Here is a 17,067-nt window from a genome sequence, read left to right as displayed (position 1 = left end):
CGGACAACGGGTGGGGTTATCCCTACTTCACCCCACCCACGAGCCCCATGGCGTGCGCAGGCCCCGCCCGGCAGGCTGGGGCGTATGACCATGAGCCCACTGGTGCCCGACAACGACCGGCCACCGCCCGCCCGCTTCGCCCTCGATCGGTGGACGTGGAAGGAGATCGCCCATCTCCTGGCCAATCTCCCCATGACCATCGCCGGGTTTGTTTGCACAGTGTTCATGATCGGCATCGGCGTGGGGCTTGCGGTCACGGTGATCGGTCTGCCTCTGCTCGCCGCCGGACTGCACGGGGCGCGGCTGATCGGGAGGGCCGAGCGGGGCCGGGCGCGGGCGATGCTCGGGGTGCGGATCGACGAACCGAGCCCCATGGTTCTGTCCCGCCGGGAACAGGGGTTCTTCCCCTGGCTGTGGTCGAGCCTCGCGGACCCGGTGGGCTGGCGGGCGGTGCTGTACTCCTTCGTACGCCTGCCCTGGGGCGTACTCACCTTCGCCGTGACGCTCGTGAGCCTCATCGTGCTGTGGCCGGTGCTCCCTTATATCGCGCGGCTTCTCACCCACGCCGACCGGGCGATGGTGCGCGGGCTGCTCTCGCCGTCCGACGAGCTGGAGCGCAGGATCGCCGAGTTGGAGTCGGACCGCGGGGTGGTCGTCGACACGGCCGCCGCCGACCTGCGCCGCATCGAACGCGACCTGCACGACGGCGCACAGGCCCGGCTCGTCGCCCTCGCCATGGATCTCGGCCTGGCGAAGGAGAAGCTGACCGACGACCCCGAGGCCGCCGCCCGCATGGTCGACGAGGCCCACGGAGAGGTCAAGGTCGCCCTCCAGGAACTCCGCGACCTCGCCCGCGGCATCCACCCCGCCGTCCTCACCGACCGAGGCCTCGACGCCGCACTCTCCGCCATCGCCTCCCGCTGCACCGTCCCCGTGACGGTGGGGGTGGATCTGCCTGCGCGTCCCGCGGAGGCGATCGAGGGAATCGCCTACTTCACGGTCTCGGAGCTGTTGCAGAACGTGAGCAAGCACAGTGCGGCACGTTCGGCGTCCGTCGAGGTGTGGCGGTCGGCGGACCGGCTGCTGATCCAGGTCACCGACGACGGACAGGGCGGGGCCCGGATGGACGGCGGTACGGGCATGGCCGGGCTGGCCGAACGGCTGGGCGCCGTGGATGGGCTGTTCGTCCTCGACTCGCCGGTCGGCGGTCCTACGACGGTCACCGCGGAACTGCCCTGGCGGGACCGGGAGAGGGAGCCGAACCGTACCGGGGCGGCCAAGCGTCCCTAGAGGCCCAGGACCCCAAAGGCCCAGCACACCTGGGCCCAGCGCCCCAGAGGACCGGCCCGCCGGGCCCAGCCCCCTGAGCCCCCTGGCAAGGTGGGGAAAACCCCCGGTCGAAGAGGGATACCGCCCTCATGGTCCGCCGACCCGCGACCCAGCACCCTTGATGTACCGGCCGGAACCCCGAAACCACCGGAGAAACCGGCTCCATGAGAAGAAACGGACTGCACCCATGGCCACGGCATATGGACCGGACACTCGGGACCACCAGCGGTCCGGAGCCGGTTTCGGGGACCCTCCCCCGGTGAAGCACTTCTTCCCGGCCGCGCTGCGCGCGCCTTTCGAGGGCAGGACCTGGCGCGAGTTCGGCTATCTGCTGCTGAGCCTGCCCATCAGCGTGGTCCTGTTCAGCCTCTCGATCACCCTGACGACGCTGGGCATCGGCATGCTGATCACCTTCCTCGGGGTTCCGATCCTGGCCGGCGCGCTGGCCATGTGCCGCGGTTTCGGCGCCATGGAGCGCGCCCGGGCGCGCGGGCTGCTGAAGCTGGACGTGGCGGACCCGGCACCGGTGCACGGCAGGACCGGCGGCCTGCTGTCCTGGGTGGGCGCGGTCCTCAAGAGCGGGGCGTCCTGGCGGCATCTGCTCTACGCGCTGCTGCACCTCCCGTGGGCGATCTTCGCCTTCACCCTTTCGCTGACGCTCTGGTCGTGCGGGTGGGCCACCCTCACCTACCCGCTGTGGCAGTGGGTCTTCCCGGCGTCCGTGGGGACCGGCGGCATCCAGCTGTACGGGGACGACGGCCACCACGTCTATCTCGACTCCCCCTTCGAGCTGGCTGCGACCAGCGTGTGCGGCCTGATACTCGTCCTCGTCACACCGTGGATCATCCGTGGTCTGGCGGGCGTGGACCGGGTGATGGTGGCGGGGCTCCTCGGGCCGTCCCGGCTGGCGACGCGCGTCTCCGAACTGGAGTCGGACCGCGGGGTGGTCGTCGACACGGCCGCCGCCGACCTGCGCCGCATCGAACGCGACCTGCACGACGGCGCACAGGCCCGGCTCGTCGCCCTCGCCATGGATCTCGGCCTGGCGAAGGAGAAGCTGACCGACGACCCCGAGGCCGCCGCCCGCATGGTCGACGAGGCCCACGGAGAGGTCAAGGTCGCCCTCCAGGAACTCCGCGACCTCGCCCGCGGCATCCACCCCGCCGTCCTCACCGACCGAGGCCTCGACGCCGCACTCTCCGCCATCGCCTCCCGCTGCACCGTCCCCGTGACGGTCGAAGTGGACCTGGCGTCCAGGCCGGCCCAGGCCATCGAGGGAATCGCCTACTTCACGGTCTCGGAGCTGTTGCAGAACGTGAGCAAGCATGCACGCGCGACCCGTGCGTCGGTCGATGTGTGGCGGTCGGCGGACCGGCTGATGCTCCAGGTCACGGACGACGGGCGCGGCGGCGCCGATGTGTCCTCGGGCAGCGGGCTGGCCGGGCTGACCGAGCGGCTGGACGCGGTGGACGGCGTACTCGTCGTGGATTCCCCGCAGGGCGGCCCGACCCGGATCACGGCCGAGCTGCCGTGGCGCGGCTGAACACACCCGCACGAACGGAGCCGTGACAGGAAGCCCCCACCCTCACTGCTCCCCCCCTCGTCCCCGACCGCCGGACCGGCTTGATCTCGAGCCGGTCCGGCGGCCGGGGACACGGCACTGCCGATACTGGGATGCTGGACGTCATACAAACGGGACCAGCGAGCAGTGGGGGATACAGCGTCATGGTGGAGGACAGGGTGCGAGTAGTCATCGCCGAGGATTCGGTACTGCTTCGGGAGGGGCTCACCCGGCTGCTGACCGATCTCGGGCATGACGTCGTCGCCGGGGTGGGGGATGCCGAGGCGCTGATCAAGACGGTGCATGATCTCGCCGGACAGGATGCGCTGCCCGATGTGGTGGTCGCCGATGTGCGGATGCCGCCCACCCACACCGACGAGGGCGTGCGGGCGGCGGTGCGGCTGCGCAAGGACTATCCCGGAATCGGGGTACTGGTCCTTTCGCAGTACGTCGAGGAGCAGTACGCGACCGAGCTGCTGGCCGGATCCAGCCGAGGTGTGGGGTACCTGCTGAAGGACCGGGTCGCCGAGGTCCGGGAGTTCGTGGACGCGGTGGTCAGGGTGGCGCAGGGCGGGACGGCACTGGACCCGGAAGTCGTGGCGCAGCTGCTGGGGCGAAGCCGTAAACAGGACGTCCTGGCCGGGCTGACGCCGCGCGAGCGCGAGGTGCTCGGCCTGATGGCGGAGGGCCGGACGAACTCCGCGGTGGCCAGGCAGCTGGTGGTGAGCGACGGGGCCGTGGAGAAGCACGTCAGCAATATCTTCCTGAAACTGGGCCTGTCCCCCAGTGACGGGGATCACCGCCGGGTACTGGCGGTGCTCACCTATCTGAACTCCTGACGAGCTGACACCCTGTCAGATGCCGGGTGGAGGTCACTGCGGGGCCGGATGCGGCCGTCGCGGTGACCCGCGCCCCGAACGAGGGCCGATCGGGGTCCTAGACCCAAAGAATGAGTGCACAGCGTCTTCACCGAACGGCTGAGGGGCTTGCGAAACATGACAAAGCGGCATCAAATCGCGTCTCAAAACGACGTCCACCATATGATCGGTCCAGGGAAGGCGACCCTTACCGACGTAGGGTGGGCCTTGGGACCGTCGGCGGGCCGGCCGGTCCCGAGCCGCCGCCCCGAGGGAGGTCCAGTTCAGTGACCAGCCAGGTCAGTAGCACAGCCGAACAGGCCGATGAGGCCAGCGAGGCGCTCGTCGGGGGGCCGCGTGCCTCCCATCCCGATCACGCGGGCGCCGGCGAGAAGGAGATCCGCCGCCTGGACCGGGTGATCATCCGCTTCGCGGGTGACTCCGGAGACGGTATGCAGCTCACCGGTGACCGGTTCACCTCGGAGACCGCGTCCTTCGGGAACGATCTCTCCACGCTGCCGAACTTCCCCGCCGAGATCCGCGCCCCCGCAGGCACCCTGCCGGGGGTTTCGTCGTTCCAGCTGCATTTCGCCGACCACGACATCCTGACGCCGGGCGACGCGCCCAACGTCCTGGTCGCGATGAACCCGGCCGCCCTCAAGGCCAACATCGGCGATGTGCCGCGCGGCGCCGAAATCATCGTCAACACCGATGAGTTCACCAAGCGCCCGATGGCGAAGGTCGGCTACGAGACCAGTCCCCTGGAGGACGGCTCGCTGGACGCGTACAACGTCCACCCGGTGCCGCTGACCACCCTCACGATCGAGGCGCTGAAGGAGTTCGGGCTCTCCCGCAAGGAGGCCGAGCGCTCGAAGAACATGTTCGCGCTCGGGCTGCTCTCCTGGATGTACCACCGGCCGACCGAGGGAACCGAGGCGTTCCTTCGCGCCAAGTTCGCGAAGAAGCCGCAGATCGCCGAGGCGAACGTGACGGCGTTCCGCGCCGGGTGGAATTTCGGGGAGACGACGGAGGACTTCGCGGTCAGCTACGAGGTGGCACCCGCCTCGCAGGCCTTCCCGCCGGGTACGTACCGCAACATCTCCGGGAACCTGGCGCTGTCCTACGGGCTGATCGCCGCAGGTCGGCAGGCGGATCTGCCACTCTACCTGGGCTCGTACCCGATCACCCCGGCCTCCGACATCCTGCACGAGCTCAGCAAGCACAAGAACTTCGGTGTACGCACCTTCCAGGCCGAGGACGAGATCGCGGGCATCGGTGCCGCGCTGGGCGCCGCGTTCGGCGGATCGCTCGCGGTGACGACGACGTCCGGGCCCGGAGTGGCCCTGAAGTCGGAGACCATCGGGCTCGCCGTCTCCCTCGAACTGCCACTGATCGTCGTCGACATCCAGCGCGGCGGCCCGTCCACCGGTCTGCCCACCAAGACCGAGCAGGCCGACCTGCTCCAGGCGATGTACGGGCGCAACGGCGAGGCCCCGGTCCCGATCGTGGCCCCGAAGACCCCGGCGGACTGCTTCGACGCCGCGCTCGACGCCGCCCGGATCGCGCTGACGTACCGCACTCCGGTGTTCCTGCTCTCGGACGGCTATCTCGCCAACGGCTCCGAGCCGTGGAAGATCCCCGAGATCGACGAACTCCCCGACCTGCGCGTCCAGTTCGCCACCGGTACGAACCATGAACTGGCCGACGGCACCGAGGTCTTCTGGCCGTACAAGCGCGACCCGCAGACCCTGGCCCGCCCGTGGGCCGTCCCCGGCACCCCCGGTCTCGAACACCGCATCGGCGGCATCGAGAAGCAGGACGGCAGCGGCAACATCTCGTACGACCCCGCGAACCACGACTTCATGGTCCGCACCCGTCAGGCCAAGGTCGACGGCATCGAGGTCCCCGACCTCGAAGTCGACGATCCGGGCGAGGCGCGGACACTCGTCCTCGGCTGGGGTTCCACCTACGGCCCCATCACCGCCGCCGTCCGCCGGCTGCGCGCCGCCGGACAGCCCATCGCCCAGGCCCATCTGCGCAACCTCAACCCCTTCCCGAGGAATCTCGGCGAGGTGCTGAAGCGTTACGACAAGGTGGTGGTACCGGAGATGAACCTCGGCCAGCTGGCCACGCTCATCCGGGCCAAGTACCTGGTGGACGCGCGCAGTTACAACCAGGTCAACGGTATGCCGTTCAAGGCCGAGCAGCTTGCGACGGCTCTCAAGGAGGCCATCGATGCCTGACACCAATGAACTCCTGCAGCTGGTGCCCAAGGCCGAGGCCAAGCAGTCCATGAAGGACTTCAAGTCCGACCAGGAAGTGCGCTGGTGCCCCGGTTGCGGTGACTACGCGGTCCTCGCCGCCGTGCAGGGCTTCATGCCCGAGCTCGGGCTGGCGAAGGAGAACGTCGTCTTCGTCTCCGGCATCGGCTGCAGCTCCCGCTTCCCGTACTACATGAACACCTACGGGATGCACTCGATCCACGGCCGCGCCCCGGCCATCGCCACCGGTCTCGCCTCCTCCCGCCGCGACCTGTCCGTCTGGGTCGTCACGGGCGACGGCGACGCGCTGTCCATCGGCGGCAACCACCTCATCCACGCGCTGCGCCGCAATGTGAACCTGAAGATCCTGCTCTTCAACAACCGGATCTACGGGCTCACCAAGGGGCAGTACTCCCCCACCTCCGAGGTCGGCAAGATCACCAAGTCGACGCCGATGGGCTCGCTCGACGCCCCCTTCAACCCGGTGTCCCTGGCCATCGGCGCGGAGGCGTCCTTCGTCGCCCGCACGATCGACTCCGACCGCAAGCACCTCACGAGCGTGCTGCGCGCGGCGGCCGACCACCCGGGCACGGCGCTGGTGGAGATCTACCAGAACTGCAACATCTTCAACGACGGCGCCTTCGAGGTCCTCAAGGACAAGGACCAGGCGCAGAACGCGGTCATCCGGCTGGAGCACGGGCAGCCGATCCTCTTCGGCGCGGACGACGACAAGGGTGTCGTGCGCGACCCGGCCACGGGTGACCTCAAGGTCGTCGCGGTCACCGAGGAGAACCGGTCGCAGATCCTCGTCCACGACGCCCACGCCGCCAGCCCCACCACGGCCTTCGCGCTGTCCCGGCTCGCCGACCCCGACACCCTGCACCAGACCCCCATCGGGGTACTGCGCAGCGTCGACCGGCCGGTCTACGACACGCAGATGGCCGAACAGCTCGAGACCGCGGTCGAGAGAGACGGCAAGGGCGACCTGGCCGCGCTGTTCGCGGGCAACGACAACTGGACGGTCGTCGGCTAGCCGATACCCCAGGGGTACGTCGACCGACGGCACCCCTCAGGGGTACTTCCCCTCGCCGGACGGGCTGAATTTCGGCCCGTCCGGCGATTGCGGTCAGTCGTGCGACCGGTCACCGCGCACCATGTGGCCATGGCCCTGGACCGCCCCGCGTACCGCATCAAGCGGCGTCTGCTCGGCAGAGCGCTCACCACCGAGCGCATCAGCGAGGAGAAGCTGAACAACCGGACGGCGCTCGGGGTGCTCGCCTCCGACTGCATCAGTTCGTCCGCGTACGGCTCCGAGGAGATGCTCCGGGTCCTCGTACCCGTCGTCGGCGCCGCCGCGTTCACCCTGCTCATGCCGGTGACCGGCGCGATCCTGCTCGTACTGCTGCTTCTCACGCTCTGCTACAGCGATGTCGTGATGATCTACACCCGGGCGGGCGGGTCGTATGTCGTCGCCCGGGAGAACTTCGGGCCCAACATCGCGCAGATCGCCGCCGTGGCACTGCTCGTCGACTACATCGTCACCGTCGCCGTGCAGGTCTCGGCCGGCACCAACGCCCTGATCTCGCTCGCCCATCTGGTCGGCGGCAACTTCACCGGGCTCGACCATCTCCAGCTCCCGGTCTCCGTCGCCGTCATCGTGCTGCTCGCATACGGAAATCTGCGCGGGGTCCGCGAGGCGGGCCGGGCCTTCGCGCTGCCCGCCTATCTCTTCATGGCCGCCGTCGGCCTCGTGCTTCTCGTCGCGGCGGTGCGCGGGCTCACGGGCGAGCTGCCGCGCGCCGATCTGCACGCCGCCGGGGTCGTGCCGGTCGGCACCCCGGGCAACGGCTGGCTCTACGGCGCCTCGCTCTTCATCGTGCTGCGCTCGTTCGCCAACGGCGGCTCGTCCCTCACCGGGCTCGAAGCGATCTCCAACGGCATCTCCACGTTCCGTGAACCCCAGGGCCGCAACGCCCGCCGCACCCTCATCGTCATGAGCACGGTGCTCGGCATTCTCGTGCTCGGCGTCTCCACGCTGGCGCACTTCACCCATGCCGTCCCGTACACCGACGGCACACCCACCGTCATCGCGCAGGAGGCCCATCTCGCGTTCGGCGGCGGGCCGCTCGGTACGGCCGGGCTGGTCTTCGTGCAACTGGCGACCGCGCTGGTCCTCTACACCGGCGCCAACACCCCGTTCACCGGCTTTCCGTACCTGGCGAGTTTCGTCGCCAAGGACCGGTTCCTGCCGCGGGTGCTGACCCGGCGCGGGCACCGGCTGGCGTTCTCCAACGGCATCATCTCGCTGGCCGTCGTCTCCCTGGCGCTGCTGCTGGTGACCGGCGCCAGCGTGGACAAGCTGGTGGCGCTGTACGCGATCGGCGTGTTCACCGCCTTCACCATGGCCGGGGCCGGCCTCACCGCGTACCACCTGCGGCGTCGCGAGCCGTACCGCCGGCTCAAGATCGCGGTCAATGGGACCGCCGCGGGCATCTCCGCCGCCGTGGTGCTGATCTTCGCCGTCACCAAGTTCACGGAGGGTGCCTGGCTGGTCGTGGTGGTCTTCCCGCTCGGGGTGTGGGCGCTGATGCGGATCAACCGCGAGTACCGGCGCGAGGCCGCCGTGCTGCAGAGCATCCAGGCCCCGGGCGCCGACCGGGCACGGTTCCGCCGCCACCTGGTCTTCGTCCTCGTCGAGACGCTCGACCTGGCGACACTGAAGGCCCTGCGGTACGCCCATGAGCTGCGCCCGGACGAGATCCGGGCGGTGCACTTCGCGATCGACGAGGCGTACGGCCGGCGGCTGGCAGCCCGGTGGGAGGCGACGGCCGCCACATCCGTGTCCCTGGAGCTGGTGCAGTGCCCGGACAGGAGGCTGCGCCATGCGATGAAAGAGCTCGCATCCCGGACCACGGAGGACGGGAACACCTGGCTGACGGTGCTGGTGCCCCGGCGGACGTACAGGAACGTGCTCGGGAAGATGCTGCACCGGGGCACGGGTGAGCAGATGGCGAAGACGCTGGCGCAGCTGCCGCATGTGGCGGTGACGATCCTGCCGTTCGATGTCTCGCGGGCGCTGCGGACGCTGGAGGAGGGGGGCGCGCCTCAGCCGGACTGAACCTGCTCCTTCTTCTCGGCGTCATACGTCTCGCGCGCCGCGTGCACGGCGTCCAGGCGCCGCTCCGTCCAGCGGGCCAGCGCCCACACCTGCTCGGCGGCCTCCCGGCCCAGCCCGGTGAGCGAATAGTCCACCCGCGGCGGGATCACCGGCTTCGCGTCCCGGTGCACGAAGCCGTCACGCTCCAGCGTCTGGAGGGTCTGGGCCAGCATCTTCTCGCTGACGCCGCCGACCTCGCGACGCAGTTCGCTGAAGCGGTACGAGCGCTCCAGCAGGGCGGCGAGGACCAGGACGCCCCAGCGGCTGGTGACATGTTCGAGCACCAGCCGGGAGGGGCACATCTGCCGGTTCACATCGGGCTTCCTGCTCAGGTCACTCACGCTCATGCCAGTACCTTACTTCAAAGTGGGTACTTTCGAATGGTTAGTGCACCCCGTACAGTGAGTCTGCGAACCCAAACAAGGACCAGTGCCACCAAAGAGGAGAAACCCCCCATGAGCATCGTTGTCACCGGAGCCACCGGAGAACTCGGCCGTCTCGTCATCGACCAGCTGCTGACCGCCGTGCCCGCGACCGAGATCGCCGCCGTCGTCCGCAACGAGGAGAAGGCCGCCCCGCTCGCCGCCCGCGGCGTCGAGCTCCGCGTCGCCGACTACGACCGCCCCGAGTCCCTCAAGGACGCCTTCCGGGCCGGTGACCGGGTCCTGCTCATCTCCGGCAGCGAGGTCGGCAAGCGCGTACCGCAGCACGCCGCCGTCATCGACGCGGCCAAGGCGGCGGGCGTCGCGCAGCTCGCGTACACCGGCGTGCTGGGCGGCCCCGACGCCGACTTCGAGCTGGCCGACGAGCACAAGACCACCGAGCAGCTGATCCTCGACTCCGGGCTGCCGCACACCTTCCTGCGCAACGGCTGGTACACCGAGAACTACACCGCCAACCTCGCCCCCGTCCTGGAGCACGGCGCCGTCGTCTCCAACGCGGGCGACGGACGGGTCGCCTCCGCCACCCGCGCCGACTACGCCGCCGCAGCAGCCGCCGTACTGACCGGCGAGGGTCACATCGGCGCGGTCTACGAGCTGAGCGGCGATGTCGCCTGGTCGTTCGCGGACTACGCGGCGCAGCTCGCCAAGGCCACCGGCAAGGAGATCGTGCACAAGAACGTCCCGGCCGCCGTACACCAGGAGATCCTGGTCGGCGCCGGTCTGCCCGAGGGTTTCGCGGCGATCCTCGTCGACGTCGATGCCGCGATCGAGCGCGGACTGCTCGCCGGTACGAGCGGTGACCTGGCCCGGCTGATCGGCCGGCCGACGACGCCGCTCGCCGAGACGGTGGCCGCGGCGGTGGCCGCGGCGTAACTCCGCCCCGTCACCGGGACGGCGGATGCGCCGCAGCTCCGCTCCCCGCACCCCGCGGGCCCCATGTCATGACCGTATGGCGATACGGCTATGACATGGGGCCCTCCCGGCGCTACCGTCGTGCAGTCGGCGGAGCAGTTGACACAGACATGCCGGGAGGGCCCGTGAAGGGAACAAATGAACAACGGGCCGGACTGCTGTCCGGCATCGGCGCCTACGGCCTGTGGGGCATCGTCCCGCTGTTCTGGCCGCTGCTGAAGCCCGCCGGCGCGATCGAGATCCTCGCCCACCGCATGGTCTGGTCCCTCGGGGTCGTCGGCATCGCACTGCTGGTGCTGCGCCGCTGGTCCTGGATCGGTGAGCTGATACGGCAGCCGAAGAAGCTCGGCCTGATATCGGTCGCCGCGGCCGTGATCACGGTCAACTGGGGTCTGTACATCTGGTCCGTGAACAACGGCCATGTCGTCGAGGCCTCGCTCGGCTACTTCATCAATCCGCTGGTCACCATCGCCATGGGCGTTCTGCTCCTCGGTGAACGGCTGCGCCCCGCGCAGTGGGTGGCGGTCGGCACCGGTGTCGCGGCGGTGCTCGTGCTGGCGATCGGTTACGGACGGCCGCCGTGGATCTCGTTGACGCTGGCGTTCTCCTTCGCGACATACGGCCTGGTGAAGAAGAAGGTCAACATGGGCGGCCTGGAGTCGCTCACCGCCGAGACCGCCGTGCTGTTCGTGCCCGCGCTCGGCTATCTGCTGTGGCTGGGCGCGCAGGGCGATGCGACGTTCACCTCCGAGGGCTTCGGCCATGCGGCACTGCTGGCCGCGACGGGTGTCGTCACGGCCACGCCCCTCGTCCTTTTCGGGGCGGCGGCCATCCGCGTACCGCTCTCCACACTGGGCCTGCTGCAGTATCTGGCGCCGGTCTTCCAGTTCATCCTCGGAATCCTGTACTTCCACGAGGAGATGCCGCCGGAGCGGTGGGCCGGGTTCGCCCTGGTGTGGCTGGCGCTCACCCTGCTGACGTGGGACGCGTTCCGGGCGGCGCGGCGGACGAGGGCGCAGGCGCAGACTCGTGCGGTGCGGCTGGCGGCGCAGCAGACACCGACGGCCGGGGATTCCGCTTCGCCTTCCTCCGCCGCAACCCCAGCGAAGTGACCGGCGCCCCCGCCGCCACCATCACCACCGGGACGACGAGCGCCGCCCGACAGGCCGCCAGGGTGGCTCCGGGCGAGCCGTCCGTACCCGCCTACGCGATCCCGTGCACCGCCGTCACCGCCGAGATCCCGACCGCGGAGCCGAACCGGGTCGAGGTGTGCAGCAGCCCGGACTTTAGTTACTGAGTTGCTTTTTTAACCTGGTTGCGATTCTCTGAAGGTCCACGGAACCGCAGCCGAGGAGCCTCCATGCCCGCATCCGCGCCCACCACCCATGTACTGATCGTCGGCTCGGGGCCGACCGGCCTGACCCTGGCCTGCGATCTGGCCCGGCGCTCCATCGACGTACGGATCATCGACAAGTCCCCGGACTTTCCGCGCAGTTCACGGGCCAAGGGCCCCAACCCCCGCTCCCTTGAGGTCCTGGAGGACCTCGGCGTCGTGGACAGGGTTCTGGCCGCGGGCTCGGCGCCGCTGCCCATGCGCAAGTACCGGAACGGGCTGCCGATCGCCGACACCGACCCGTTCGAGGCATCACACCCGACGCCGGACACCCCGTACGACCGTGGGTGGCTGATCGCCCAGTGGCGGCTGGAGGAGATCCTGCGGGACCGCCTGGCGGAGTACGGAGTACACGTCGAACTCGACGCGGAAGCCGATCGGTTGACGGCAGGCTCCGACTCGGTGACGGTCGGGCTCGCAGACGGCCGGAGCATCGAGGCGCGGTACGTGGTGGGCTGCGACGGCGGCCACAGCCCGGTGCGCAAGTTGCTCGGCGTCCCATTCGAGGGGAAGACGACCGAGGAGCAGGTGATGGTCTGCGGGGACGTGGAGGCGGACGGCCCCGACCGCGGCTACTGGCACCAGTGGTTCGACGAGGACGGCGCCGTGATGATGTGCCCGATCCCGGGTACGCGGTCGGGCTGGTGGTTCCAGGCGGGGCCGGAGCGGGACCGGGCGGGAGCCCCCGTACCGCCCTCGCTGGAGAGCTTCCGGCGGCTCTTCGCCAAGCACACCGGACTGCCGGCCACCCATCTGACGCAGGCCACCCTGCTGTCCACGTACCGGGTCAACGAGCGCATGGCCGACCGCTACCGGGTGGGTCGCGTACTGCTGGCCGGGGACGCCGCGCATGTGCACTCCATCGCGGGCGGACTGGGCATGAACACCGGAATCCAGGACGCGTTCAACCTGGGCTGGAAGCTCGCCCGGGTCGTCACCGGCCAGGCTGATCCCGGCCTGCTGGACACGTACGAGGAGGAGCGATTGCCCGTGGCCTCCTGGGCGCTGGACATCAGCTCCGAGCGGCTGCGGGTCACGCTCGACGCGATCAGACGGCCGGGCGGCGGCCTGGACTCGGCGGTCACCGGGGAGACCACGGGCCTGGGCCTGGGCTACCGCTGGAGCTCGCTCTCCCCCGCAGGCTCCACCGCCCGTCTGCGAGCGGGCGACCGCGCCCCGGACGCCCCCTGCCGCGACGCCGGGACGGGCGCACCGGCCCGGCTGTTCGAGGCGTTCGCCGGACCGCACTTCACCCTGCTGGGCTTCGGCCCGGCCACGACGGACGCGCTGCGGGCGACGGAAGCGACGTACGGCAACGCGGTGCGGGCGTACGGGGTGGACGCGGAAGCACGGCACGGCCTGACCGACGACGAGGGCCACGCCCGCTCGGCGTACGGCATCGAGACGGGCGCCGACACCCTCGTCCTGGTCCGCCCGGACAACCACGTGGGGCTGATCGCGCCGGCCGACGACGGCCGGGCTGTCATGGACTACCTGGACCACCTGAGCGGTACGGCATTCAGGCGGCTTTGAGCGCGTCACGGCGGGCAATCCCGGAACTACCGCATGCTCATATTTTCCTGACATGTTATGAGCCGATTTACGCGCACGTCCGGGAACTCCCGCGTGCTCCTGCGCACCGCCACCGCGGCCCTGTCCACGCTGTCCTTCTTCGTCTGCGGAACCTCGCCCACCACGCACACGGACGACAGCGTGGAGCAGGTCCACCCGTCCGGCCCCGATTCCCTGCGCTCCGGTGCGACGGCCGACGTACGCCGCACCGATCACACGATCGCTCTGTATCGCGTCCACGCCGTCGATTAGCCACCGGCCGAGCTCCGTCCGCCTGCCGCCCACCCGGACGGCAGGCGGGTGGGTCAACAGCCCCTGCGCAACGGGGTGAAGGACAGCTTGCTGCCTTCCTCGATCTGCGTGGCCTTGTGGTAGACGGCCGATTCGACCTCGTACCAGACATCGTCCTCGGCGGGGTTGCCCCCGACATTGTCGAGTTCGACGCACCAGCGTGCCGGACGCACGACGCGGGTGTAACTCCTGGTGCCCTGCTGGACTTTCTCGCAGTCCTTGTAGGAGTCGTTGGTGTACCAGGTCCGGGTCTTCCTGGTGCTGCCGGTGCTGGAGGTGTGCTTGACCTTCCTGACGCGCGTGGTGCAGCGCTCGACCGTGCGCGGCCGGGTACCCGTGGCGGTCTTCCGCGTGATGTGGCGGATGTCGTCGCGCAATCCCGAGACGGTGCGGTCGGGCGGGCTCGATGCGGTTCCGTCGCGCAGCCCCGAGTCGGCGGGGCTGCCGCCGTCGACGGGTACGGCCGGACCACTGGGCGCGGCGGAGCCGCTGGGCGCGGCGGGGCTGCCGCAGGCGCTGAGCAGAGCGGCCAGAAGGACGGCGGTGAGGGCCGGGCCCCTACGGGTCCGGGACGTCGAGGTCTTGGCGGAACGTATGGACCGGCTGAGGCCGGGCGGGTTGGTCACAGGGCGCCTGTTCTGAACGGCGGGGCAGTGGGTGTTGTCGTCACCACTGGCTGACCTGCGCGAAGGTACCTCACGGCCGACAGTGTCGGTGCAGTGGCCAACGATCTGGACCACCTGCGGTTGATGCGGGTCTCGCTCTCGACGCCGTCGGCCGTACGGCACGGAGCACTCTTCTCCGCCGGCAGCTCGGCGTCCAGGCCGAGTCAGAGGCGTACACCCTCCGGGCCGGTGATGACCTCCCCATGCCCGTCCGCCGACTCGGTGCGCCGGTTCCGCCACCACGGCACGAGCTGAACGATTCCGAATGCCACCTCGACACCGAGGAACAGCCACAGCAGCTGCGTGGCGCCGTGGGCGAGCGCGTAGGCCTGCCACGCCGCAAACAGTGTGCGCGCGATGCCGTCGAGCAGTCCGTGCACCGGCAGCGGCCTGACGATGCGCAGGACGGCCCAGACGACCACGACCGAACCCATCAGATTCGCGTACAGGGTCTGCACCGGGTCGAGTTCGGGCAGGACACCCAGCCCCCATGCGTGACCCAACGAAGACAGCGCATCGTGCACCAGCGCATACGTCCACGGCGTCGCGAATCCCGCCGTGACTACGAGGTCGTACCAAGCGCTCGCGCGCACTTCGCGGAGACGGGCGGGACGCGAGGGGGCTGGGAGACGGATCACTGTGAGGCTCCTGTTGGTCTCGGGGCAGCGATGCGCCTCACGGTAAACAGTGGAGTACGCTCCAAGGTCAAGCCCATCGTCCGACGGAGGGTCATGCGTATCGGGGAGTTGGCCGCACAGGCGGGCATGACCAGGGACGCCATCCGGTTCTACGAGAAGGTCGGCCTCGTCACAGGCCGGCGGCTGGCCAATGGCTACCGTGACTTCCCGCCCGAGACACTGGCCTGGCTGCAGTATGTCCGCACCGCGCAGACACTCGGATTCTCACTCGCGGAGATCGCGCGGCATGGCGAGGAGCTACGCGAAGCGCCGGACACCGCGGAAGCGCTGTCCGCGCTGTTCGAGGAGAAGATCCAGGTCATCGACGCACGCATGGCCGAACTCGCCACCCTGCGAACCGAACTCACCGCGCGCGTCGGCACCGGTTGCCCGTTGCGGACAGCCGACCGACCCGCCCTCGCGCGAAAACGTGACACATAAAGGGCCGACCGTCACATTCGCACACGGCGCGAGGTGCCTCCAGGGCCCGGCTGAACGGCGTAGGACAGCCGAGGCATCGGCATGAGTCCTCAGTCGGTCCCGGCATGCCTGGCGCGGTGGGCCCGTACCTTGTGGAGGTTTCCGCAACGCTCCATCGCACACCACCGCCGCCTGCCCGGCCGTGAGGTGTCGACGAAGGGCAACTTGCGGCTCTCGGAGCCGCATTCACGGATGCGGTCGGCGTACGGGCCGACGAACAGCTCCACCGCATCGCGGGCGACGGTCGGCAGAAGGGCCGTTCCCGTGACATCCGGGCCCCAGGCGAGGGTGCCGGAGTCCACGGCGACACTGATCGCGCTGCGCACGGAACGGAGCCACCGCACGGCCGACCGCCGGACTCGGCCCGGCGGCAACTACGGTTCGCGATCACCGGACTTGGCGTCGGGGCGGCGCACATGACGGCGCCGGGACGTGCGAACGGCAGATGATGGCGTGCGGCTGCTGCGCTACGTCATGTACAGGGCGCGGAGTATGAACTCATCACGGACCCCTCGGATGAAGGGTGTTCGCCCGACCACCGGCCGGCCCACTGCTCTTTGGCCAGCGTCACGCGACACCGATCTCATTACACGCAGTCGGCCATCGCCTGTCAACGCCGAAGTGCGCGCCCCCGGGCGGACCTTAGGCTTGATCCATGACCATCCCACCCGCATATGCCCTCGTCGCCACGGACCTGGACGGCACCCTGCTGCGCCGCGACGACACCGTGAGCCCCCGCACCCGCGCCGCGCTCGCCCTGGCCGTACGGGCCGGGGCGCGGCATCTCGTGGTCACCGGGCGGCCCGTGCCCGGCATACGGGGGCTGCTCGACGGGCTGGGCTACCGGGGGCCGGTGGTCTGCGGGCAGGGGACTCAGCTGTACGACGCCGGGTCCGGGCGGATGGTACGCACGCTCCCCCTGGACCGGGAGGCGGCCGACACCGCGCTCGGCAAGATCGAGGCCCAGGTGGGACCGGTCCACGCGGCCGTGGACCAGGACGGGACCGAGGGCCGGACACTGATCGAGCCGGGATATCGGATGCCCCACCCCACGCTTCCCGCCCAACGGACGCGTCATCGGCACGAGTTGTGGTCCGCACCCGTCATCAAGGTCCTCATCCGGCACCCGGAGCTCACGGACGACGCGCTGGCCGAGGCGGCCCGTACGGCGGTCGGTGATCTCGCCTCCGTCACGCTCTCCGGCCCCGGCACCGTCGAACTGCAGCCGTACGGTGTCGACAAGGGCAGCGGGCTCGCGCTGGCGGCCGAGTTCCTGGGCGTGGACGCGGGCACCACGATCGCCTTCGGGGACATGCCCAACGACCTGCCGATGTTCCGCGCGGCCGGTTACGGCGTCGCCATGGCCAACGCCCATCCGGACCTCCGGGCCGCGGCGGACGAGGTGACGTCGTCGAACGAGGGCGACGGGGTGGCGGAAGTGCTGGAGCGGGTGTACGGATCCCGTTGAT

15 protein-coding genes and 1 pseudogene are annotated in these 17,067 nt (G+C 69.8%); 12 read left to right on the top strand and 4 right to left on the bottom strand.

Annotation, left to right across the window (positions count from 1 at the left end; all coding sequences use genetic code 11):
• Positions 1–84 precede the first annotated feature (84 nt).
• The 6 genes from GA0115254_RS23100 to GA0115254_RS23075 all read left to right on the top strand — a co-directional run bounded on the left by GA0115254_RS23100 (position 85) and on the right by GA0115254_RS23075 (position 9,126).
• Positions 85–1,290, top strand: a complete 1,206-nt coding sequence (locus GA0115254_RS23100; protein ID WP_093897204.1) for a sensor histidine kinase — start codon at positions 85–87, stop codon at positions 1,288–1,290.
• 226 nt (positions 1,291–1,516) lie between these two features.
• The gene (locus tag GA0115254_RS23095; RefSeq protein WP_093897203.1) at positions 1,517–2,872 is read left to right on the top strand and encodes a sensor histidine kinase; all 1,356 of its coding nucleotides are present in this window, start codon (positions 1,517–1,519) and stop codon (positions 2,870–2,872) included.
• A 182-nt stretch (positions 2,873–3,054) separates the two neighbouring features.
• Positions 3,055–3,729, top strand: a complete 675-nt coding sequence (locus GA0115254_RS23090; protein ID WP_305137553.1) for a response regulator transcription factor — start codon at positions 3,055–3,057, stop codon at positions 3,727–3,729.
• Positions 3,730–4,034: 305 nt separating this feature from the next.
• The gene (locus tag GA0115254_RS23085) at positions 4,035–5,990 is read left to right on the top strand and encodes a 2-oxoacid:acceptor oxidoreductase subunit alpha (protein WP_093897202.1); all 1,956 of its coding nucleotides are present in this window, start codon (positions 4,035–4,037) and stop codon (positions 5,988–5,990) included.
• Positions 5,983–7,041, top strand: a complete 1,059-nt coding sequence (locus GA0115254_RS23080; protein WP_093897201.1) for a 2-oxoacid:ferredoxin oxidoreductase subunit beta — start codon at positions 5,983–5,985, stop codon at positions 7,039–7,041. Before GA0115254_RS23085 ends, GA0115254_RS23080 begins: the two co-directional genes overlap by 8 nt.
• Positions 7,042–7,170: 129 nt before the next feature.
• Positions 7,171–9,126, top strand: coding sequence for an APC family permease (locus tag GA0115254_RS23075; protein WP_093897280.1), 1,956 nt, complete (start codon positions 7,171–7,173; stop codon positions 9,124–9,126).
• Here the strand turns inward: GA0115254_RS23075 and GA0115254_RS23070 are convergent.
• Positions 9,114–9,512 (bottom strand): winged helix-turn-helix transcriptional regulator, encoded by a 399-nt coding sequence (locus tag GA0115254_RS23070; protein ID WP_093897200.1) that lies wholly within the window; start codon positions 9,510–9,512, stop codon positions 9,114–9,116. The two genes, GA0115254_RS23075 and GA0115254_RS23070, sit on opposite strands and share 13 nt — an antisense overlap.
• Before the next feature lie 108 nt (positions 9,513–9,620).
• Here GA0115254_RS23070 and GA0115254_RS23065 point away from each other — a divergent pair, with 108 nt between their 5' ends.
• The 4 genes from GA0115254_RS23065 (at position 9,621) to GA0115254_RS23045 (ending at position 13,737) form a co-directional block, all read left to right on the top strand.
• Positions 9,621–10,481: an SDR family oxidoreductase gene (locus tag GA0115254_RS23065; protein WP_093897199.1), complete on the top strand. Its 861-nt coding sequence runs from the start codon at positions 9,621–9,623 to the stop codon at positions 10,479–10,481.
• Between the two features lie 164 nt (positions 10,482–10,645).
• Positions 10,646–11,632 carry an EamA family transporter RarD gene (gene rarD, locus GA0115254_RS23060; protein WP_093897198.1) on the top strand — a complete coding sequence of 329 codons (987 nt, stop codon included), beginning with the start codon at positions 10,646–10,648 and terminating at the stop codon, positions 11,630–11,632.
• A 248-nt stretch (positions 11,633–11,880) separates the two neighbouring features.
• A complete protein-coding gene (locus tag GA0115254_RS23050) occupies positions 11,881–13,446 on the top strand; it encodes an FAD-dependent monooxygenase (RefSeq protein ID WP_093897196.1) in 1,566 nt (521 codons plus the stop codon).
• Between the two features lie 93 nt (positions 13,447–13,539).
• On the top strand, positions 13,540–13,737 hold the full coding sequence (locus tag GA0115254_RS23045; RefSeq protein WP_093897195.1) for a hypothetical protein: 198 nt from the start codon (positions 13,540–13,542) through the stop codon (positions 13,735–13,737).
• Positions 13,738–13,790: 53 nt separating this feature from the next.
• Here the strand turns inward: GA0115254_RS23045 and GA0115254_RS23040 are convergent, their stop codons facing one another.
• The gene (locus tag GA0115254_RS23040) at positions 13,791–14,402 is read right to left on the bottom strand and encodes a hypothetical protein (protein WP_256102739.1); all 612 of its coding nucleotides are present in this window, start codon (positions 14,400–14,402) and stop codon (positions 13,791–13,793) included.
• 203 nt (positions 14,403–14,605) lie between these two features.
• Positions 14,606–15,079 carry a hypothetical protein gene (locus GA0115254_RS23035; RefSeq protein WP_093897194.1) on the bottom strand — a complete coding sequence of 158 codons (474 nt, stop codon included), beginning with the start codon at positions 15,077–15,079 and terminating at the stop codon, positions 14,606–14,608.
• Between the two features lie 93 nt (positions 15,080–15,172).
• Between GA0115254_RS23035 and GA0115254_RS23030 the strand changes: the two genes are divergently transcribed.
• The gene (locus tag GA0115254_RS23030; RefSeq protein ID WP_093897193.1) at positions 15,173–15,559 is read left to right on the top strand and encodes a MerR family transcriptional regulator; all 387 of its coding nucleotides are present in this window, start codon (positions 15,173–15,175) and stop codon (positions 15,557–15,559) included.
• Between the two features lie 89 nt (positions 15,560–15,648).
• Here GA0115254_RS23030 and GA0115254_RS23025 read toward each other — a convergent pair.
• Positions 15,649–15,891 (bottom strand): annotated as a pseudogene (locus GA0115254_RS23025) (CGNR zinc finger domain-containing protein); the annotation flags it as partial.
• Positions 15,892–16,253: 362 nt separating this feature from the next.
• Here GA0115254_RS23025 and GA0115254_RS23020 point away from each other — a divergent pair.
• Entirely contained in the window at positions 16,254–17,066 is an 813-nt protein-coding gene (locus GA0115254_RS23020) for an HAD family hydrolase (RefSeq protein WP_093897191.1), read from the top strand.
• Position 17,067: the final 1 nt, after the last annotated feature.

The organism is Streptomyces sp. Ncost-T10-10d (assembly GCF_900091955.1).
In the GTDB taxonomy this organism is placed as follows: Bacteria; Actinomycetota; Actinomycetes; order Streptomycetales; family Streptomycetaceae; genus Streptomyces.
Note: the sequence above shows the minus strand (reverse complement) of the source record. Positions and strands in the feature narration are given on the sequence as shown.